This is a genomic window from Enterococcus asini ATCC 700915 (assembly GCF_000407365.1).
GTDB classification, from domain to species: domain Bacteria; phylum Bacillota; class Bacilli; order Lactobacillales; family Enterococcaceae; genus Enterococcus_C; species Enterococcus_C asini.
Map to the genome: position 1 here is coordinate 777,501 of NZ_ASVU01000001.1, position 20,806 is coordinate 798,306.

The following is a 20,806-nucleotide window of genomic DNA, read 5'->3' on the forward strand; positions in this document are numbered from 1 at the left end:
TGCGTCTACCTCGAGTAGGCTATGAATTCACCTATTCGTAACATCCTATCAAAGATGTTGGGTTCCCCCATTCGGAAATCTCTGGATCATAGCTTACTTACAGCTCCCCAAAGCATATCGGCGTTAGTCCCGTCCTTCATCGGCTCCTAGTGCCAAGGCATCCACCGTGCGCCCTTATTCACTTAACCTTAACGACCTTACGGTCGGGTTTTGAGCACTTCTTCTAGCGATAGAAGGTTACTCAAGAATAAGCAATTGAACGAATTTCTTCATCCAAATGCGGTGTGTGTTCTCGGTTTGTTTTTCTTGTATTTCAATATCCAGTTTTCAATGAACAAGCTTGACGAGCAACCTCGTCAATGGAGCCTAGCGGGATCGAACCGCTGACCTCCTGCGTGCAAAGCAGGCGCTCTCCCAGCTGAGCTAAGGCCCCGTATTACTATGTTGAGAGTAGGCCTCTCAAAACTGAACAAAAGCAAAACACTGTGTAGTCTCCGTAATATTCCTTAGAAAGGAGGTGATCCAGCCGCACCTTCCGATACGGCTACCTTGTTACGACTTCACCCCAATCATCTATCCCACCTTAGGCGGCTGGCTCCAAAAGGTTACCTCACCGACTTCGGGTGTTACAAACTCTCGTGGTGTGACGGGCGGTGTGTACAAGGCCCGGGAACGTATTCACCGCGGCGTGCTGATCCGCGATTACTAGCGATTCCGGCTTCATGCAGGCGAGTTGCAGCCTGCAATCCGAACTGAGAGAAGCTTTAAGAGATTAGCTTAGCCTCGCGACTTCGCAACTCGTTGTACTTCCCATTGTAGCACGTGTGTAGCCCAGGTCATAAGGGGCATGATGATTTGACGTCATCCCCACCTTCCTCCGGTTTGTCACCGGCAGTCTCGCTAGAGTGCCCAACTGAATGATGGCAACTAACAATAAGGGTTGCGCTCGTTGCGGGACTTAACCCAACATCTCACGACACGAGCTGACGACAACCATGCACCACCTGTCACTTTGTCCCCGAAGGGAAAGCTCTATCTCTAGAGTGGTCAAAGGATGTCAAGACCTGGTAAGGTTCTTCGCGTTGCTTCGAATTAAACCACATGCTCCACCGCTTGTGCGGGCCCCCGTCAATTCCTTTGAGTTTCAGCCTTGCGGCCGTACTCCCCAGGCGGAGTGCTTAATGCGTTAGCTGCAGCACTGAAGGGCGGAAACCCTCCAACACTTAGCACTCATCGTTTACGGCGTGGACTACCAGGGTATCTAATCCTGTTTGCTCCCCACGCTTTCGAGCCTCAGCGTCAGTTACAGACCAGAGAGCCGCCTTCGCCACTGGTGTTCCTCCATATATCTACGCATTTCACCGCTACACATGGAATTCCACTCTCCTCTTCTGCACTCAAGTCTCCCAGTTTCCAATGACCCTCCCCGGTTGAGCCGGGGGCTTTCACATCAGACTTAAGAGACCGCCTGCGCTCGCTTTACGCCCAATAAATCCGGACAACGCTTGCCACCTACGTATTACCGCGGCTGCTGGCACGTAGTTAGCCGTGGCTTTCTGGTTAGATACCGTCAAGGGGTGAACATTCTACTCTCACCCTTGTTCTTCTCTAACAACAGAGTTTTACGATCCGAAAACCTTCTTCACTCACGCGGCGTTGCTCGGTCAGACTTTCGTCCATTGCCGAAGATTCCCTACTGCTGCCTCCCGTAGGAGTCTGGGCCGTGTCTCAGTCCCAGTGTGGCCGATCACCCTCTCAGGTCGGCTATGCATCGTGGCCTTGGTGAGCCGTTACCTCACCAACTAACTAATGCACCGCGGGTCCATCCTCAAGTGACGCAAAAGCGCCTTTCAAATCAAAATCATGCGATTCTGATTGTTATGCGGTATTAGCACCTGTTTCCAAGTGTTATCCCCCGCTTGAGGGCAGGTTACCCACGTGTTACTCACCCGTCCGCCACTCTTTTGTTTTCGGTGGAGCAAGCTCCGGTGAAAACAAAAGCGTTCGACTTGCATGTATTAGGCACGCCGCCAGCGTTCGTCCTGAGCCAGGATCAAACTCTCATAAAAAGTGTTTGAAACGAGTTCAACTCGTTTAAGCTCATTTGTTAAAAATTGACTTTGCTAGCAATTGCTTGCAAATGTTGTTTGCTTTGATTACATCAAAGCGCCCTACACATTGGTTGTTTTGCTTTTTGTTCAGTTTTCAAAGGTCTACTATGTTGCTCCAACAACTTTTATATCATATCATTTGCTCAACTACTTGTCAACAAAAACTTTTAAGTTTTTTTCAAGTTATTGAATTAATGATTGACATTTCGTTTTGTCTGATGCAACTTTGTTAGTTTACCAAGTAATGCTTTTGTTGTCAACAACTTTTTTTCGTTATTTTCAACGGCCTTATTGGTGAACTTCCTCTTGTTGAGGACAAGAGATAATATACCAAGTTTTTGGTAGAATGTCAACGATAAACCTTGCCCTATCAACATTATGCCGTTTTATAAACATTCTCGTTAGTAGCCACTATTTTTGTTCGTGTTTTCGGTTTGAGAGGGTGTATATTGTTCTTCTTTCAGTAATTTTCAAGTTTTTTTATAAGTTTCTTCCACTCCCCTTCTTGCTGGGTTAGAAAAAAATAGGCGAAATTCTTTTTATTTGTTACTATTAAGGAAAGGTGAGCTAGGTTTCACCACTAATAATAGGAGGTTCTTCGATTATGAAAATTTTAGTCGCAGACGATGACAAAGAAATCGTCGAATTACTCAGTATCTATCTACACAATGAAGGCTACGAACCAGTGAAAGCCTATGATGGCAATGAAGCACTCTCCAAGATTCGCACGAACTCGGATATTGAACTATTGATTCTCGATATTATGATGCCAGGAAAAGACGGCATGCAAGTAGTTAAAGAACTGCGGAAAGAATCCCAGATCCCAATTATCCTCTTAACCGCTAAAACTACGGATATGGATAAAATTCGAGGATTGGTAGCTGGTGCCGATGATTATGTCACCAAACCATTCAATCCCCTAGAAGTCATGGCTCGGGTGAAGTCTTTGCTCCGGAGAACACAAATGACCGTGCAACAGGAACAACCGGACGTCCTTGAAGTCAGCTCTTTGATCATCAACAAAGATTCCCATGAAGTAAAAACCGTCGACGGCAATGAAATTCAACTAACTGCCTTAGAATTTGGGATTTTATACTTGCTAGCGTCTCATCCAAATCGGGTCTTCAGTGCCGATGAGATTTTTGAGCGTGTTTGGAAGCAAGAAAGCGTGGTTTCTGCCAAAACCGTGATGGTCCACGTGAGTCACTTACGAGATAAGATCGAAGAAGCCACTGGTGGCGAGAAGATCATCCAAACCGTTTGGGGCGTTGGCTATAAGATCGATGCAAAATAAAGAAAAGAAAAAACGCATTACGCTAACCTCCAAAGAAGTCAGTGAACTTTTGGCGGAAGGAATCGTCACGGTGATCCTGCTACTCCTCTTAAATGTCGCCATTGTAGTGTTGATTTCCTCGGTTATCGAAAATTCTCCTTCTATTAATGATGCCATTTGGGACACGAAGGAAGCACTGACCTATCGTTTAAATACCAACTTCTTTCGGAGCGGACGGAATTTGATTGTCCCCTTCTTCTTTCTATTAGATGTCTTGATTTTATTTTGGCGCTTGATTCGTCGCTATCGGCAAATGCAGCTGCGGCATATTATCAGTGAGCTCCATTACATCGCTAATGGGAATTACGACCACCGCATCCCCTTTGAACTGCGAGGGGATCTCAGCCGAGTGGTTTCCAGTATCAATGGCTTAGTCGATAGTACGGTGACGGCCATTGAGGAAGAACGGAAGATTGAGCAATCCAAAGACGAGCTGATTACCAATGTCAGTCACGATATCCGCACCCCCTTGACTTCCATCATCGGCTACCTAGGCTTGATTGAAGATGGCCAGTATCATTCGGAAGAGGAATTGCTAAAATACACCCATACTGCCTACAGCAAAGCCAAGCAGATGAAGTCTTTAGTAGAAAATCTCTTTGAATACACCAAAGTTCGCCAGCCCACGGTACCGGTTAATATGAGTCAGTTTGATATGGTGCAGCTAGTGGAACAGTTAGCCGCAGACTTTGAACTAGAAGCCCACAATAAAGGCATCGAGATTCAAGTCTTGCCTAAGGAAAACCAATTGCTCATGGATGGGGATACCGAAAAATTAGTGCGGGTCTTTAACAACCTCTTTACCAATGCTTTTAAATATGGAGCCGGCGCAACCAAAATCGTGGTAGAAATCGAGAAGGTTGGCACGGAAGCTGTGGTCGTGGTGAAAAACAATGGAGCTCAGATTCCACAACAATCCTTGGACTCCTTGTTTGACCGCTTCTATCGGGTGGAAGAATCCCGTAATCAAGCCACTGGTGGTACCGGCTTAGGTTTGGCGATTACCCAAAGCATCGTGGCTTTACACGGGGGCTATATTTACGCCAAGTCGAATCCCGAGTGGACGTCTTTTATCATCCACTTGCCTCTTGTGCGCAACGTCAACCCGCAACAATTGTCCAATATTGACGAAAAAGCCAATCTCTAGTATGCTTATGACAGCTAAATACAATGACGAAAACCTAGTAGCTTGCGTTTCCTTTTAAGAGAGTTGGTGGTCGCTGCAAACCAATAAGGAACCCTTGTGAATCCAGTTTTGTAATACGTCGCCTTACTAATCCAAGGCCGGTGGTCTCCCGTTACGAGACATCAAGGGCGGCATTTTTGCCGAACTTGGGTGGTACCGCGAAATCAAACTATTTCGTCCCAAGCATCTGCTTTGGACGGGATAGTTTTTTTATTGTATTTTTTTAGAATTCAAAGGAGGAACTATCATGTTAGATGTCAAAATGATGCGCCAAAATATGCCTGAAGTAAAAGCCAAATTGGCTACTCGGGGAGTCAAAGGAGAAGTCTTAGACGAATTCATGGCCTTAGACGAAGAACGTCGTGGTCTATTGGTCAAATCCGAAGACTTGAAAAAATACCGCAATGAAGTCTCTGCACAAATCGCTACCTTAAAACGGGAAAAAGCCGATGCCGCAGACAAAATCGCCGAAATGAAAACCGTGGGGGAACAAATCAAAGGCTACGACAATGAAATCGCCGCAATCGATGAAAAACTGTTTCATATTTCTGCGACTTTGCCAAACATCCCCGCAGCCGATGTGCCTGTAGGAAAAGACGAAGACGATAACGTGGAAGTCCGTCGTTGGGAAACCCCTCGCACTTTCGACTTCGAGCCAAAAGCCCACTGGGATATCGCCGAAGACTTGGATATTATCGACTTCGAACGAGGAGCAAAAGTTTCCGGCAGTCGCTTTGTCTACTATAAAGGCTTAGGGGCACGCTTAGAACGGGCGTTGTACAACTTTATGTTGGACTTACACGTCTATGAACAAGGCTATACGGAAATGATTACCCCTTATATCGTCAACAGCAAAGCGATGTTTGGTACCGGTCAATTTCCAAAATTTAAAGAAGATGTCTTCCAATTGGAAAACACCGACTTGACCTTGATTCCTACAGCGGAAGTGCCTTTGACCAACTACTACAACGGGGAAATCTTAGACCAAGAACAATTACCGGTTTACTTCACCGCATTGAGCCCTTCTTTCCGTTCTGAAGCCGGTAGTGCCGGTCGGGATACTCGGGGTTTGATTCGCCTGCATCAATTCAACAAAGTCGAAATGGTGAAATTCACCAAACCAGAAGATTCTTATGCTGAATTGGAAAAAATGACCAACAATGCAGAAGAAATCCTCCAAAAACTAGGCTTGCCTTACCGAGTTATGGCACTTTCTACCGGAGATATGGGCTTTTCTGCGGCGAAGACTTACGACTTGGAAGTTTGGATTCCAGCCCAAGAAACGTATCGAGAAATCAGCTCTTGTTCCAACTGTGAAGATTTCCAAGCACGCCGGGCGATGATTCGTTACCGGGACGACAACAACAAACCACAATTCTTACACACACTAAACGGTTCTGGTTTAGCCGTGGGTCGGACAGTGGCCGCGGTCTTGGAAAACTACCAAAATGCGGATGGCTCCGTTACAATTCCAGATATTTTGGTTCCGTATATGGGTGGTATTAAAGAAATTACCAAGGCGTAGTCTCCATTGCGCCAATCCCTTGAAAGCATGTTACGGTAGTGTTACAGTAGCAGTACTTATGTACCACACGGAGGGTTAATGAAAATGGCAGAAAATCAGGTGATCACTCGGTCAAGTCGGCATCAAAAACAGAACAAGCAATCACCCGGAAATCGTTATGGGAAACACATCTTTACCTTAATCAGTATCTTGGTTGTACTCATGGTTGCTGGGGGAGCATACTTCTTTTATGAGTCTAAAAAACAAGAGGCCCAAGCTCAAGATCGCTTTGAGCACGGTGCTACCACGCTGTTAAGTGAAATTCAAGAAGAACGTAACCAAAGCGGCATTGCCAGTCAGAAAAGCGAAAAAAACAGCGACCAATTAAAAGAGGTGCTGTACGTGCCGGAAAATCCGGATGGCAAACTGCCCTTTGAAGATAGCAAAAAGACCTTAGAGGAACTCATGGCGAAGGCCAAGAAAAAGATTAAAGACGGCAGTAAAAGCGTCGTAGTGGGAAAACTAGACGTGAAGTCGGTGTCCGATCAGTTGGATGTTTACACATTGGTAGCTGAAAACTACCAATGGAATGGCAAAGCTGGAGATTTTGACGGTGCCAAAACCGTTTCCGGCGATGCCCAATACATCTTCCACAAAACCGGTCAGCCCGTCTCCGTAAATGAACTCATTCCAGAAGACGCCGATTTATTAGGAATTCAACAAGTGATTCAACAAAAGATCCTCGATCAAGCCAAAGACAAATCGGCCATGATTGACAAAGTCTTGAACATGCCTCGCATCAGTCGAGATTCTAAGATTCAGTACACACCGGAAAAATTGACCATCACTTTACCGGACAATGAAACTGGCGTGAAAGAAATGACTTTGGAGTATAAGGACATTGCGCCTTATATCAACACTGCTCTCGTGGATCAAGCAACCTTGAAAGACGATAGCGTACCGGCCTTGGATCCAAATAAGAAATACGTGGCCTTAACCTTTGATGATGGACCTAATCCAGCAACTACACCGAAGATTTTGGACATCTTAAAGGAGAAGAAAGCCACGGCTACCTTCTTCTTACTAGGAGAAAATGTGGCAGCCAATCAAGATTTGGTAAAACGCATCGTAGACGAAGGAAATGAAGTGGGTAGCCACTCTTACAGTCACCCACTCTTAACCACCCTGTCTGATGAAGAAGTCAAAGCCGAGGTGCAAAAGACCGACAAAGCGATTTTTGAAGCATGTGGCATCTTGCCGCAAAATCTGCGGGCTCCTTATGGTGCTGCAGATCAGCGGGTAGCCAAGATTGCCGGCAAACCATTGATCCACTGGAGCGTCGACTCACAGGACTGGGAATCAAAAAATGCCGATGCGATCAATGCTCGTTTGAAATCCACTTTGTATGAAGGCTCCATCGTCTTGATGCACGATATTCACGAAGCTACTTTACAAGCCTTGCCGCAAGTCATCGATACCATGCGGGCAGAAGGTTACGAGTTCGTTTCCGTGGATACGATGTTGCAGCAGTCCCAAAAACCACTGTATACGTACTTTGGTGCGACGGACTTCCGCATGATTCCTTAAAACAAGTTGAGTCACCGTCCTACGAACCGAACAATACCAAACGTGAGACGCAAGCAAAAGACGGCTATCTTCCATTAAACTCATTGGAAGATAGCCGTCTTTTCATTGCTAAAAATCTCAAACGCTGACTAAACTTGATTTCATCAAGCTAAGTCAGCGTAATTTGCTTTTTCTCTTTTCACGTATGGTACTGTTCTCTCTTCGGACTTTGACACAAAGATTGTTGTAAATTTGATTCATCTGAATATTTTTTATTAATAACAGTTAAGCTCGTTCAATGTTTACCACTTGAAAACTACTCAATATACAGCACCTTTTTATTTACTTTCTCAACTGGTAACTATAGGTGCTGACGATGATGTTTTCCCGCCAAGACAGGCGCAAGCGCAAGCGTAGGCTCGTTTGGTTGTGCAGGATGTTTTGCCATGGTCTGCGAGGTACGAATTGCGGAATGATTACCGTAGTCGTGTAATTGTGCTTTTTGGCGTTTTTACTGACCAAGTCCACGTAGCGGATAATCGGATTTTGAATGGAACGATAAGAAGAATGCACGATGGACAAGCGCACGTCAGGGAAGTGCTCCTTGAACTCTGCTTCGATCTCTCGTTCTTTTTCCACGTCTTCATCCAAGGAGACGTGCATGGCTACCACATAATCCCCAATGGAGCGAGCGTAATTAATCGCCCCCACGTTAACCCGGGTGACATTGCCCACTAAGACTAAAACCGTATTACCATCAAAGGTATGCAAAGGCGCGTCTTCTGCCAAGCGTAATTGTTCCGCCACTTTTTTGTAGTGATCGTGAATCTTGTAAAAAACAAAGAGCAAGATTGGCATAATGATGAAGAAAGGCCAAATATCTGGCAAACGATAAACGAAAAGAATCGCGATAATCCCGTACGAAATTGCCGCTCCCACGATGTTGGCGATGGATTTTTTCAACCAACCGGCACCGTCTTTGCGCCATTTGATGACCATCCCTGTCTGAGACAACGCAAAGGGAATAAACACCCCAATGGAATACAAAGGAATCAAGCGTTCCGTGGAGCCTTGGAAGATGACCAATAAGATAATGGAACCCGCCGCCAAGGTCATAATCCCGTTGGAGTAACCTAGGCGATCCCCCCGGTCTTGGTACATGTGGGGCATGAATTTGTCTTTGGCCAAGTTATAAGCCAAAACAGGAAAGGCTGAGAAGCCCGTATTGGCTGCGACGGCTAAAATCAAGGCCGTGGTGAATTGCAAAGCATAGAAGAAGAAGCCGTGACCGAAAACAGCCTTCCCGATTTGAGACAAGACGGTAACTTCTTTTTCCGGCACGATGCCGTACCAGTAGTTAATAAAGGTAATACCCACGAAGAAGAAGCCGAGAATCGTCGCCATAATCGCTAAAGTCGCCGCGGCATTTTTCGCCCGAGGTTTCTTAAAGAAAGGCACCGCATTACTGATGGCTTCTACCCCGGTCAAAGAAGAAGAACCGGAAGAAAAGGCCCGCAAGATCAAAGCGATGGAAATCCCCGGTACCACAGCTCCGGGAACGGCGGTGGCATTTAGCGGTTGATTGCCAGAGATGATTTGGAATAATCCCACCACAATCAAAATCGAAATCACCGCCACAAAGGCGTACACCGGCACCAGTAAGAAGGTGGCTGATTCCCGCAAGCCTCGCAAGTTCAGCAGCATAATCAAAAGCACGATGACAATGGAGATGATCACCTGATGTCCATACAACGCAGGAACAGCCGAGGTAATAGCTTCCGCACCGGCTGAGACCGAAACCGCCACCGTTAGCATGTAGTCGATCAACAGTGAACCCCCAGCAATCAGGCCGGCGTTCTTCCCGAGATTCTCACTACTTACCACATAGGCTCCCCCACCATGGGGATAGGCATGGATGATCTGCCGATAAGACAAGGTCAGTGATACCAACAAGATGATGACAAAGGCCGCAATCGGCAAGGAATACCAGATGGCCGCAGCGGATAAGGTGATTAAGACCACCACGATTTGTTCCGTTCCATACGCAATGGAGGACAAAGCATCCGAGGATAGCAGCGCTAAGGCCGCAAAACGACTGAGATTTTGATCGTCATTTTCGGCTGATTTCAAGGGTTTCCCCAATAATAACCGTTTCAAATAATCCACTTTTTACACTCCTCATATTAAAAGATAACCCGCATAAAAAAGGTCAAACAAGATGATATGCTACGCCCGCAAAGTGAAAAAGTCAATGAAAATCCGATGTAAATTCTCCCTGTTTTTTCTTAGGGTGAGGCGTGATTTGAAACCACAAAAAAACCGAGGCCTAAGCCTCGGTTTTTGACTAATTTTTGCTGTTTTATTGTTCCACGGAGTAGTTTGGTGCTTCTTTGGTAATTTGCACATCGTGAGGGTGAGATTCTTTCAAACCATTGCCACTCATTTGAACAAATTGGGCATCGTCCCGCAATTGTTTCAAGTTGGCTGCACCCACATAGCCCATACCAGCTCGTAAGCCACCGATCATTTGGAAGAGAATATCGGAGACGCTCCCTTTGTAAGCTACCCGGCCTTCAATCCCTTCAGGAACCAATTTGTTGGCTTCGTTAACGCCACTTTGGAAGTAACGGTCGCTGGAGCCTTTTTCCATGGCACCAAGAGAGCCCATCCCCCGATAAGTCTTAAAGCGACGTCCTTGGAAGATTTCAAATTCACCAGGAGATTCATCAGTTCCGGCTAACATCGATCCAAGCATTACTGCGTGACCGCCAGCAGCCAAAGCTTTTACGATATCCCCAGAGTATTTGATCCCACCATCGGCGATAATCGCTTTGCCGTATTGACGAGCTACGGAGGCTGCATCGTAAATCGCAGTTAATTGAGGAACCCCAACACCGGCAACCACCCGAGTGGTACAAATCGAACCTGGTCCAATGCCGACTTTAACCACGTCTACACCGACATCATACAAAGCTTTTGTAGCTTCGGCGGTAGCCACATTACCAGCGATTAAAGTTGCTTCTGGGAAAGTTTCGCGAATTTCTTTGATCTTGCGGATTACTCCGGCACTGTGACCGTGAGCTGTGTCGATTACGATAGCATCGGCCCCAGCTTCTAATAAAGCTCCCGCTCGTTCAAAGGTATCACTGGTAACGCCCACAGCCGCAGCGACGATTAAGCGTCCATGTTCGTCTTTGGCAGCATTCGGGAATTCGATGACTTTTTCGATATCTTTAATGGTAATCAACCCACTGAGACGACCGTCTTCGTCTACGATTGGTAATTTTTCAATCTTGTGTTTTTGCAAGATTTTTTCGGCATCGGCTAATTTCGTGCCCACCGGTGCGGTAACGAGATTGGACTGGGTCATGACATCGGCAATTGGAATCGAATAATCCGTCACAAAACGCATATCCCGGTTAGTAATGATCCCTACCAGTTTGCGGTTTTCCATGGATTCTACGATTGGCACCCCGCTAATGCGGTATTTTGCCATTAAGTGTTCCGCATCGGCAACTAAATGTTCCGGTGTCAAAAAGAATGGATCGATAATTACGCCACTTTCAGAGCGTTTGACCTTGCGTACTTCATCGGCTTGTTGCGCAATGGACATATTCTTGTGGATGACCCCAAGACCACCTTGACGGCTCATGGCAATGGCCATTTTGCTGTCGGTGACGGTATCCATACTTGCAGACATGATTGGAATGTTCAATTTGATATTCTTAGCCAATTGGACGCTCATATCCACATCATTTGGTAAGACATGGCTTTCTGCTGGAATCAGCAGCACATCATCGAAGGTCAAGCCTTTTTTCGCGAATTTCGTTTCCCAGTTGGACATTTTCGTTACCACTCCTCGATTTTATTTTATTAATGAAATTAACAGAAAACCCCAGGTAAGTCAACCGCTCACTGGGGATTCTTATGAAAAGGCCGGGAAAGTTGCCCACTACCGCCTATGCCTGCTTAAGATAATATGGGATAATAACAAAGAAGCTTGGAGGTTACGATCATGAAACTACCCCTGAAAGAATTACAACCCTCACAACTTTATCTATCCCAAGACAAAGTCCAGAAAGTCATCAGTTGGTATGACAGCTCCCCTATGACCCCGATTTTTGTCCGCAAGTTTGCCAATTGCGAAGGCTGGGTCATCACCGATGGCCACACCCGCGCTTTTGTCGCTTCCCTAAAAGGAGCGACCACAATTCCCGTTCAACTAGACGAAGAGGACTACTCAGATGCGGTGATCAAACTCTATGAGCAGTGCATCGACTGGTGCCGGGAGGAGTCAATCAGCCAAGTCAGCGACCTTGCAACGCGCCAACTCCTACAAAAAGACTATCAAGTGTTCTGGATTGACCGTTGCCAAAAACAATTATCATAAATCAAAACAAATAAATGCCCTGACGAAAATTTCGTCAGGGCGTTTTTCTATCTTATCTATCTCGTGGTGTCATAGTTGTAAAACTACCTTGGATATTGAAGGTCTTTTTCAAGTACCAACGCAATAACAAGGCCGCTCCACCAATCAGTACCGTGCCAATTGGTGGCAAGATTGGATTGATCACATCAAACATCGGCAAGCTAGTAACACTCCACAGCAGCATCCAAATAAAGAAGACTGGAATCATCAAAAGCATGGCTTTCCAAAGTTTTGGTCGCTTGCTCTTGTCTGCTCCCGGTTGTTCGTATTGATAGAAGAATTTGTAGAACAAGTAGAAGACAAAGCCCCCTAAAGCCGAGCCCACCAGCAAGCTGAAGACACCGTACATTTGGGCTTTCCCATTCGTAAACAAGCCCATTAGCCCAACCATTACGCCAAAAATTCCTAAGATGAACAAGGAATTGTCCACCCACATTAAGACAGGTTTGGTATCTTTAGGCGCTTCTTGCGGTTTTGCTAGGATGGCTTCCGTGCGTTCGGATACCGTACCGAATAACTGCCGAGCAGTTTTCCCGGTTTTTTGTTCCTCTACTAATGTAGGTAACATCTCATGTAAGACCAGTGTCAATTCCTTTTCGGAAAGGTTGGCCGCATGTAGTGATTTTTTCAAGTCGAAGATGTATTGCTCGTTCCGTTTCGTCAGTTGGGTTTCCAACTCCCGGTTTTCAGCAACGTATTGCCGTAGCGTTTCTGGTTCCATCACGCTTTTGCCCCCTTAAATAGTCTATTGCAAATTGTATCACAGGATGAGGTGGTAAAAAAGGGTTTTCACCTATTATACGTTAAAACGGAACAGCATAACGTCCCCGTCTTGTACCACGTAGTCTTTCCCTTCCAAACGGACCCGACCGGCTTCTTTTGCCGCGTGCATATTGCCGTATTTGTTCAAGTCTTCAAAGGAGACGGTTTCCGCCCGGATAAAGCCTCGTTCGAAGTCGGAGTGGATGATACCAGCCGCTTGAGGCGCTTTGATCCCTTTGCGGAACGTCCAAGCCCGCACTTCTTGTTCCCCGGCAGTAAAGTAAGTAGCTAGTCCTAGCAGATCATAGGCCGCCCGGATCAATTGATCCAAACCGGATTCCTCGATACCCATGGCTTCTAAGAATTCTGCTTTGTCTTCTTCTTCCAACTCTGCGATTTCTTCTTCTGCCCGAGCACAAACTACGATTACTTCGGCATTTTCAGAAGCCGCAAAATTCCGCACCGCTTGCACGTAATGGTTGTTATCCGCATCGGCTACTTCATCTTCCGCCACATTGGCCACGTAAAGAACGGGCTTAGTGGTCAATAAGAACAAACCTTTGACGATTTTTTGTTCGTCATCGGTGAATTCCACACTCCGAGCAGAACGTCCTTCTTCTAAAGCCGGTTTGATTTTATCCAAGACGGCTAATTCCGCCACAGCTTCTTTGTCTTTGGTTTTCGCCACTTTGGCTACCCGAGTGTAACGTTTGTTAATGGATTCTAAGTCGGCTAAGACCAGTTCCAAGTTGATCGTGTCGATATCTTCTAAAGGATCCACTCGACCTTCCACATGGGTGATATTGGGATCGTCGAAACAACGAACCACGTGACAAATGGCATCCACTTGGCGAATATGGCTCAAGAATTGGTTGCCGAGGCCTTCCCCTTTGCTGGCACCTTTCACGATACCGGCAATGTCGGTAAATTCAAAGGTAGTCGGTACGGTTTTCTTCGGATGAACCAACTCGGTTAAGCGTTGCAAGCGCCAGTCTGGTACTTCCACCATGCCCACATTGGGATCGATAGTCGCAAAAGGATAGTTGGCCGCTTCTGCTCCAGCCTTAGTAATTGCATTGAACAAAGTAGATTTCCCCACGTTGGGTAAACCTACGATTCCGGCAGTTAATGCCATAATGACTTCACTCTTTCTCTGTTTGGTTAGGGAGCTTGCCGAGTGCTTAAGCTTCGGCTTTCTCCAAAATTTTCTTCATTTTCTTTTCAAAGTCACGGCGGGTCAGCATCACAATATGACCACAGTTCGTGCATTTGATTTTAATGTCTGCGCCCATGCGGATAATCTGCCAGCGATTGGCTTTACAAGCATGAGGCTTTTTCATTTCGATGATATCCCCTAGATCGTACATAGACATCCTCCTATGCTCTTCATCAGGCTTCGTCAAATTGAATGTGCAAAATATCCAAAATTCGGGTCAAATCGGCTTGGGACAAGTACTCGATTTCGATCTTGCCTTTGCCATCTTTTTCCGTGATGGCTACATTGGTGCCGAATTTGTCCATTAAGCGCTCTTCCCCTTCTCGCAAATAATAGGGTTTTTCTTTCGGGGTAGGCACCGGTTTTTTCACGTCTTTTTTCTCGTTCATGGCGGAAACTAGCTGTTCCAATTGACGCACGGTTAAGCTTTCTTTCACACAACGATTGGCTAGTTTCAAGATTTGATTCTTATTCTTTAGACCTAACAGGGTCCGGGCTTGGCCCATGGACAAACGCTCGTCTTGGACCATTTCCTTGACTAATTTTGGCAAGGTCAAAAGCCGTAGGTAGTTAGCAATATAAGGACGGCTTTTGCCTAAACGCTCCGCCACTTGGGCTTGGGTCAATTGGAGATTCTTCATCAACATCTCGTAAGCTTCGGCCTCTTCTAATGGAGTCAAGTCTTCCCGCTGTAAGTTTTCCAAGACCGCGATTTGCATCATGGCCTCTTCGTCAAACTCCCGAATAATCGCCGGAATCGTTTCTTTTCCAGCCAGTTTGGACGCTCGGAAACGGCGTTCACCAGCGATGATCTCATAGCCTTTCACTGCCGACTTGCGGACAATAATCGGTTGGAAGACACCGGAATGGGAAATCGAAGAAGCCAATTCTTGCAACGAAGCTTCCTCAAAGGTCTTCCGGGGCTGATATGGATTGGGGCGCAATTCACTTAAAGGAATTTCTACCACCTTTTCCATCTTCACATCCACGTCTTCGAGATCTTTGAAATCTTGAAACAAGGCGTCAATCCCACGGCCAAGGCCTTTTCCTTTATTTTTCACGGGCTAACACTTCCTTTGCTAGAGCCAAGTAGACTTGGGCTCCTCTTGAGCTGGGATCATAATCAATGATGGAAAGTCCATGACTAGGCGCTTCGGACAAGCGGATATTCCGCGGAATAATCGTATCGTAGACATTTTCTTGGAAATAACGACGGACTTCTTCCACCACTTCGGCACCTAAATTCGTCCGGGCATCGTACATGGTCAATAAGACCCCCTCGATTTTCAAGCCAGGATTAAAGTGCTTTTGCACCAAACGCACGGTATTCAATAACTGACTTAAACCTTCTAAGGCGTAGTACTCACACTGTACTGGAATCAAAATCGAATCACTGGCCGTAAAAGCATTGATGGTTAAGTGGCCTAATGATGGTGGGCAGTCGATCAAAATAAAGTCGTAACGATCGCGAATTTCTTCCAAAGCCGATTTCAGCCGGGATTCCCGAGCCATCATGGACGTCAATTCGATTTCCGCTCCGGCCAACTGAATCGTCGCCGGAACGATATCCAAGCCTTCCCGACTACTTGGGAGAATCGCTTCTTCAATGGACTCTTCATTGACCAAGACGTCGTAAATATCTTTTACCACATCCGGTTTACGAATTCCCACGCCACTGGTGGCGTTTCCTTGTGCATCAATATCAACTAATAAAACTTTTTTTCCTTCAAATGCCAGGCAAGCGCCTAAATTGACGGTAGTGGTGGTTTTCCCCACGCCGCCCTTCTGGTTTGCCACCGAAATAATTCGTGCCATAGGGGCCTCCTTGATTTTTCCTGAGAACAGTCGATGCTCTCTTATTTAATCGGTTGTTTATTAGGTAATCCCGGTTTCCGAGGGTACTTTTTAGGCGTGACTTTTTTCTTTTGAATCACCAAAAGATGCCGTTCGTCTCCGGATAAAGGTAGCGCCATCGTCTTTTCTTCGATGAATTTGCCCCCTAATTGTGCAATCGCCGGCTTGGCTTCTTGGAGCTCTTCGTCACTTTTAGCCGCTTTTAGCGCCAAAAAGTAACCATCTTTTTTCACCAACGGCAGACAGAGTTCCGCCAAAACATTCAACCGAGCCACCGCTCTAGCCGTCACGTAGTCAAATTGCTCCCGAAATGCAGGATTTTGGCCAAAAGTTTCCGCCCGATCGTGATACAAGTGCACATTAGTGAGCCCTAATTGATCGGTTAATTCCTGCAAGAAGGTGATCCGCTTTTTCAAAGAGTCCACGATGGTCACGGACAACTCCGGATACAAAATCTTCAAAGGAATACTAGGAAAACCCGCGCCGGAGCCCACATCACAAATCGCAGCTTGAGGATTTAAGGCCATTTTCAACCCGACCAAAAGAGAATCGTAAAAATGCTTCAAATAGACCTCTTTTTCCTCCGTAATGGCGGTGAGATTCATTTTTTCATTCCACTCTACTAATAAATGGAAATACATATCGAATTGGGCCATTTGCTGATCCGTGAGCGCAATGTCCTCGGCCAGTAATTGTTTTCGAAATTCTTCAGGGTACATAGGCGTTCCTTTCTATTGTGAAACAAACTTCAAAATGTTTCACAGCTTTCTCTACTTTAACGCAAAATGACTGATTTCGCAATGCCTAGACCTGTTTTTGCAATGGAAAGGCATTGTTTCACATGAAACAATTTTCATCACAGAAAAGCACGCCCTAGCTTTCGCTAAAACGTGCTCTTTCCGGCATTTTCCAGGCTTTACGCTTCCACTTTGGCAATCTTGCCTTGTTCCACGTAGATCATCAGAATGCTGATGTCCGCAGGGTTTACCCCGGAAATTCGGCTGGCTTGGGCGATGGTTTCCGGTTGAATTTTTTTCAATTTTTGCCGGGCTTCTGTGGCCAAACCATTGATGGCATCGTAATCGATGTTTTCCGGAATGCGTTTGGCTTCCATGCGTTTCAATTTCTCGACTTTTTCCATGGCTTTTTTGATATAGCCTTCGTATTTCAATTGAACTTCCACTTGTTCGATTTCTTTTGCCGTTAATTCAGGCACGGCAGGGATAAACTGCAACAAGTCTTGATAGGTGACTTCTGGTCGACGCAAGAAATCCGCGGCCAAAACCCCGTCTTTCAAAGCCGGTGCGCCTTTCGCTGCCAAGAAGTCTTGCATTTCTGCCGTTGGTTTCAAGCGCAAGTTTTGAAGTCGTTTGATTTCTGTTTCGATGGCTTGTTTCTTAGCCAAAAAGATTTGATACTGGTCGTCTTTGACTAAGCCAATGGCATGGCCCATTTCCGTCAAGCGCAGGTCGGCATTGTCATGACGCAAGAGCAAGCGATATTCCGCACGACTGGTCAAGAGACGATAAGGTTCTTGGGTACCTTTTGTAACCAAATCATCGATCATTACACCGATATAGCCATCGCTACGTTTTAAAATCAACGGATCTTTCCCTTGGATTTTCAAGCCGGCGTTGATCCCGGCAATCAAACCTTGCCCCGCTGCTTCTTCGTAGCCACTAGTCCCATTGGTCTGTCCAGCGGTATAGAGGTTTTCGATGACTTTGGTTTCCAAGGTTGGGCGCAATTGATGAGGGACTACCACATCGTATTCAATGGCATAACCCGTACGCATCATTTCCACTTGTTCCAAACCGGCAATCGAACGCAAAACATCCACTTGCACATCTTCTGGCAAGGAAGTAGACAAGCCTTGGACGTAGACTTCTTCTGTGTCCAAACCTTCTGGTTCCAAGAAGAGTTGATGCCGCTCTTTATCGGCAAAACGCACGATTTTGTCTTCAATGGAAGGGCAATACCGAGCGCCCACCCCTTCCACGATACCGGTAAACATCGGTGCTCGATGAAGGTTTTTTTGGATGATTTCGTGGGTGCCAGGATTGGTATAGGTCAACCAGCAAGGTTCTTGATCGGTTTTATAGGCCGCATCCGGTGTGCTGTAACTAAAGTGATTTGGCGTTTCGTCTCCCGGTTGAATCTCCGTCACCGTGTAATCAATAGTAGAAGATTTTACCCGCGGCGGCGTTCCGGTTTTAAAGCGGGCGATTTCCAAACCGAGTTCTTTCAAGTTATCCGCTAAGCCCACGGAAGGTTGGGAGTTATTCGGACCGGAAGAATACTTCAATTCCCCAATAATGATTTCTCCTCGAAGTGCGGTCCCTGCGGTAATCACCACGGCCTTGGCACTGTAGCGAGCACCAGTATTGGTGACGACCCCTTGGCACACGCCGTCTTCTACGATTAATTTTTCCACTAGACCTTGACGCAAGGTTAAGTTGGGTTCTTTTTCAATGGTTTGCTTCATGGTAGAAGCATAGTTTTTCTTGTCCGCTTGGGCTCGCAATGCGCGCACTGCCGGACCTTTCCCGGTATTTAGCATGCGCATTTGAATGTAGGTTTTGTCGATATTTTTCGCCATTTCCCCACCTAGGGCATCGATTTCTCGAACTACGACCCCTTTAGCCGGTCCCCCAACAGAAGGGTTACAAGGCATAAAGGCAACCATGTCCAAATTAATCGTCAATAACAAAGTTTTGTTTCCCATGCGGGCATTGGCTAAGGCGGCTTCGGAACCAGCGTGACCAGCTCCCACCACGATTACGTCGTATGAATCTGCTTGATATTCCATTTTTTGCTCCTTTATTTTCCTAAACAAAATTGACTAAACAATTGGGTAATCAGCTCGTCTTGGACACTGTCCCCGACGATTTCACCTAGATAATCCCAGCAACGGGTCATATCGATTTGCACCAAGTCCACGGGCATCCCCGCTGCGATTCCGGTAACGACTTCCCCTAGTGACTGAGAGGATTTTTCCAACAAGGCGATATGGCGGGAATTAGACACATAAGAAGCATCTTTTTCCCCGGTTCCCCCGGCGAAGAACAACGCAGCAATGGCGTTTTCCAATTGGTCCAAGCCAGATTTTTCCCGCACGGAGATGGCAAAGACTTCACTATCTTCTGTCAGTCCCTCCACTTCTGCCATATTCAAAGCCTGTGGCAAATCGGTTTTGTTCAAAAGAATGATCCGTTTGCTGCCTTTCGTCGCACGTAACAGCTGACGATCCGCGTCCGCTAAAGGTTCGCTTTGGTTCAAGACTAATAAGATCAAATCCGCTTCGTTTAACGCTTTTTTACTGCGTTCCACGCCGATTTTCTCCACGATGTCCTCGGTTTCCCGAATCCCGGCAGTGTCCACTAATTTCAAAGGGACTCCCCGCACGTTGACGTATTCTTCAATCACATCTCGGGTAGTCCCGGCGATTTCCGTCACAATGGCTTTTTCTTCATCTAATAAATAGTTCAACAAGCTGGACTTGCCCACATTCGGCCGGCCAATAATAGCGGTGCTCAAACCTTCCCGCAAAATTTTTCCCTGTTGTGCTGTCTGCAACAAGCCATCGATTTGTCCTTGGACTTCTTGGGCTTTTTCTAATAGTAATTTCGTGGTTAACTCTTCCACATCATCATATTCCGGATAGTCGATATTGACTTCCACTTGCGCCAGAGTATTCAAGATTTCTTGGCGCAAATTGCGAATCAAATGAGAGAGGTTGCCGTCTAACTGGGTCAAAGCCAAGTCCATGGCCTTATCCGTCTTGGCCCGAATCAAATCCATCACCGCTTCTGCTTGGGATAGGTCCATACGACCATTCAAGAAGGCCCGTTTGGTAAATTCCCCCGGTTCGGCTAGACGCGCCCCACAGCGCAAGACCAATTGCAAGATTTGATTGGTGACCACCATGCCTCCGTGGCAATTGATCTCTACGATGTCTTCTCTCGTAAAGGTCTTCGGTGCTCGCAACACGGTGACCATGACCTCGTCTAAGGTCTTCTCATTTTTCGGGTCTACAATGTGTCCGTAATGAATCGTGTGGCTAGGCACCTGCGTGAGGCGCTTTTGCCCCATGTGGTAGATTCCATCCGCAATGGCCACTGCTTGATCCCCACTTAGGCGGACGATGGAAATCGCCCCTTCACCAGGTGGCGTGGAAATTGCGGCAATCGTATCAAATTCTTGTGTGATTTCAGCCATGAAACTTGCTCCTTTTCTAAAAAAATCCAATAAAAAAAGTGCCTCTGCCCCACCAAGCCACCGACCTCCTAATCCGGAACTCGGCTGTTGATTTGACTTTGCACTTTGACTGCTGGTCGCTATTAAATTCTTTCCTAATTTAGCACAATTCCTACCAGTCCGCAAGCCTCCTTTTCCCAAATCTCGAGACCCTTTAGCTTTACTTAAAGAAGCCTCAGACGGTAAAATTAGGCTAAGAGAAAAGGAGTTGAGTACGATGCGACGTTTTGATGATAAGTACGATGAAGGAAAAGAAGCAGCTCGGCGAATGAAGGAGATCATCCTCTCCACCGGGAATATCAATCGCAGCTATGTGGTTCGCGACGTGATCTATGTAGCGGAAAAATTCACCGTGGATTTGTTTGATGCTGAGGTCAACGTGGATGAAGCCATGGATGCTGCCAAAGTTCATCTCCAAGAAAAAGCCGCCCGTTACGGCGCCGACGCGGTGATTAACTGTCACTTCGATCACGAACACCATACGGAAAATGGCCAGACCCACTCACAAATTTTTGCTTACGGCACGGTGGTCCAATTCATCCAGTCCACAATCGGCGGTTAATGCTTCGTCTAACTTTTAAGGCAACA

Annotated in this window: 16 protein-coding genes, 1 tRNA gene, 2 rRNA genes and 1 other annotated feature (1 of these 20 running past the window's edge); of the genes, 6 read left to right on the forward strand and 13 right to left on the reverse strand. The window is 46.4% G+C overall.

Annotation, left to right across the window (positions count from 1 at the left end; translation table 11 throughout):
• The 3 genes from I579_RS03800 to I579_RS03810 form a co-directional block, all read right to left on the reverse strand.
• Positions 1 to 188, reverse strand: a 23S ribosomal RNA gene (locus I579_RS03800); it reaches 2,726 nt to the left of the window's first position.
• Between the two features lie 172 nt (positions 189 to 360).
• A tRNA-Ala gene (locus tag I579_RS03805) sits at positions 361 to 433 on the reverse strand.
• Positions 434 to 510: 77 nt separating this feature from the next.
• Positions 511 to 2,069, reverse strand: a 16S ribosomal RNA gene (locus tag I579_RS03810).
• Together the 16S and 23S rRNA genes with 1 tRNA gene alongside form the textbook arrangement of a ribosomal RNA operon.
• A 646-nt stretch (positions 2,070 to 2,715) precedes the next feature.
• Between I579_RS03810 and croR the strand changes: the two genes are divergently transcribed.
• From croR to I579_RS03830, 4 genes are all read left to right on the forward strand, one after another.
• Positions 2,716 to 3,405 carry a response regulator transcription factor CroR gene (croR, locus tag I579_RS03815; RefSeq protein WP_010755014.1) on the forward strand — a complete coding sequence of 230 codons (690 nt, stop codon included), beginning with the start codon at positions 2,716 to 2,718 and terminating at the stop codon, positions 3,403 to 3,405.
• Positions 3,395 to 4,591, forward strand: a complete 1,197-nt coding sequence (locus I579_RS03820; protein ID WP_010755015.1) for a sensor histidine kinase — start codon at positions 3,395 to 3,397, stop codon at positions 4,589 to 4,591. Before croR ends, I579_RS03820 begins: the two co-directional genes overlap by 11 nt.
• 14 nt (positions 4,592 to 4,605) lie before the next feature.
• Positions 4,606 to 4,815 (forward strand) — a binding site (T-box leader).
• A 62-nt stretch (positions 4,816 to 4,877) separates the two neighbouring features.
• Positions 4,878 to 6,155: a serine--tRNA ligase gene (gene serS, locus I579_RS03825; protein ID WP_010755016.1), complete on the forward strand. Its 1,278-nt coding sequence runs from the start codon at positions 4,878 to 4,880 to the stop codon at positions 6,153 to 6,155.
• Between the two features lie 84 nt (positions 6,156 to 6,239).
• Positions 6,240 to 7,721, forward strand: coding sequence for a polysaccharide deacetylase family protein (locus tag I579_RS03830; RefSeq protein WP_010755017.1), 1,482 nt, complete (start codon positions 6,240 to 6,242; stop codon positions 7,719 to 7,721).
• 321 nt (positions 7,722 to 8,042) lie between these two features.
• Here the strand turns inward: I579_RS03830 and I579_RS03835 are convergent, their stop codons facing one another.
• Positions 8,043 to 9,866 (reverse strand): APC family permease, encoded by a 1,824-nt coding sequence (locus I579_RS03835; protein ID WP_010755018.1) that lies wholly within the window; start codon positions 9,864 to 9,866, stop codon positions 8,043 to 8,045.
• A gap of 193 nt (positions 9,867 to 10,059) precedes the next feature.
• The gene (gene guaB / locus I579_RS03840) at positions 10,060 to 11,544 is read right to left on the reverse strand and encodes an IMP dehydrogenase (RefSeq protein WP_010755019.1); all 1,485 of its coding nucleotides are present in this window, start codon (positions 11,542 to 11,544) and stop codon (positions 10,060 to 10,062) included.
• Positions 11,545 to 11,715: 171 nt separating this feature from the next.
• Between guaB and I579_RS03845 the strand changes: the two genes are divergently transcribed.
• The gene (locus I579_RS03845) at positions 11,716 to 12,090 is read left to right on the forward strand and encodes a ParB N-terminal domain-containing protein (RefSeq protein ID WP_010755020.1); all 375 of its coding nucleotides are present in this window, start codon (positions 11,716 to 11,718) and stop codon (positions 12,088 to 12,090) included.
• 52 nt (positions 12,091 to 12,142) lie between these two features.
• Here the strand turns inward: I579_RS03845 and I579_RS03850 are convergent, their stop codons facing one another.
• The 8 genes from I579_RS03850 to mnmE all read right to left on the reverse strand — a co-directional run bounded on the left by I579_RS03850 (position 12,143) and on the right by mnmE (position 20,179).
• The gene (locus tag I579_RS03850) at positions 12,143 to 12,850 is read right to left on the reverse strand and encodes a DUF1129 domain-containing protein (RefSeq protein ID WP_010755021.1); all 708 of its coding nucleotides are present in this window, start codon (positions 12,848 to 12,850) and stop codon (positions 12,143 to 12,145) included.
• A gap of 75 nt (positions 12,851 to 12,925) precedes the next feature.
• Entirely contained in the window at positions 12,926 to 14,026 is a 1,101-nt protein-coding gene (gene ychF / locus I579_RS03855) for a redox-regulated ATPase YchF (protein ID WP_010755022.1), read from the reverse strand.
• 46 nt (positions 14,027 to 14,072) lie between these two features.
• Positions 14,073 to 14,258 carry a DUF951 domain-containing protein gene (locus I579_RS03860; RefSeq protein WP_010755023.1) on the reverse strand — a complete coding sequence of 62 codons (186 nt, stop codon included), beginning with the start codon at positions 14,256 to 14,258 and terminating at the stop codon, positions 14,073 to 14,075.
• A 22-nt stretch (positions 14,259 to 14,280) separates the two neighbouring features.
• Complete coding sequence (locus tag I579_RS03865) at positions 14,281 to 15,168, reverse strand: ParB/RepB/Spo0J family partition protein (protein ID WP_010755024.1); 888 nt, start codon at positions 15,166 to 15,168, stop codon at positions 14,281 to 14,283.
• Complete coding sequence (locus I579_RS03870) at positions 15,158 to 15,922, reverse strand: ParA family protein (RefSeq protein WP_010755025.1); 765 nt, start codon at positions 15,920 to 15,922, stop codon at positions 15,158 to 15,160. Before I579_RS03870 ends, I579_RS03865 begins: the two co-directional genes overlap by 11 nt.
• Before the next feature lie 41 nt (positions 15,923 to 15,963).
• On the reverse strand, positions 15,964 to 16,680 hold the full coding sequence (gene rsmG, locus I579_RS03875; protein ID WP_010755026.1) for a 16S rRNA (guanine(527)-N(7))-methyltransferase RsmG: 717 nt from the start codon (positions 16,678 to 16,680) through the stop codon (positions 15,964 to 15,966).
• A gap of 197 nt (positions 16,681 to 16,877) precedes the next feature.
• Positions 16,878 to 18,770, reverse strand: a complete 1,893-nt coding sequence (gene mnmG, locus I579_RS03880; protein WP_010755027.1) for a tRNA uridine-5-carboxymethylaminomethyl(34) synthesis enzyme MnmG — start codon at positions 18,768 to 18,770, stop codon at positions 16,878 to 16,880.
• A gap of 11 nt (positions 18,771 to 18,781) precedes the next feature.
• Positions 18,782 to 20,179: a tRNA uridine-5-carboxymethylaminomethyl(34) synthesis GTPase MnmE gene (mnmE, locus tag I579_RS03885; RefSeq protein ID WP_010755028.1), complete on the reverse strand. Its 1,398-nt coding sequence runs from the start codon at positions 20,177 to 20,179 to the stop codon at positions 18,782 to 18,784.
• A gap of 256 nt (positions 20,180 to 20,435) precedes the next feature.
• Here mnmE and I579_RS03890 point away from each other — a divergent pair, with 256 nt between their 5' ends.
• Positions 20,436 to 20,780: a heavy metal-binding domain-containing protein gene (locus I579_RS03890; RefSeq protein WP_010752686.1), complete on the forward strand. Its 345-nt coding sequence runs from the start codon at positions 20,436 to 20,438 to the stop codon at positions 20,778 to 20,780.
• Positions 20,781 to 20,806: the final 26 nt, after the last annotated feature.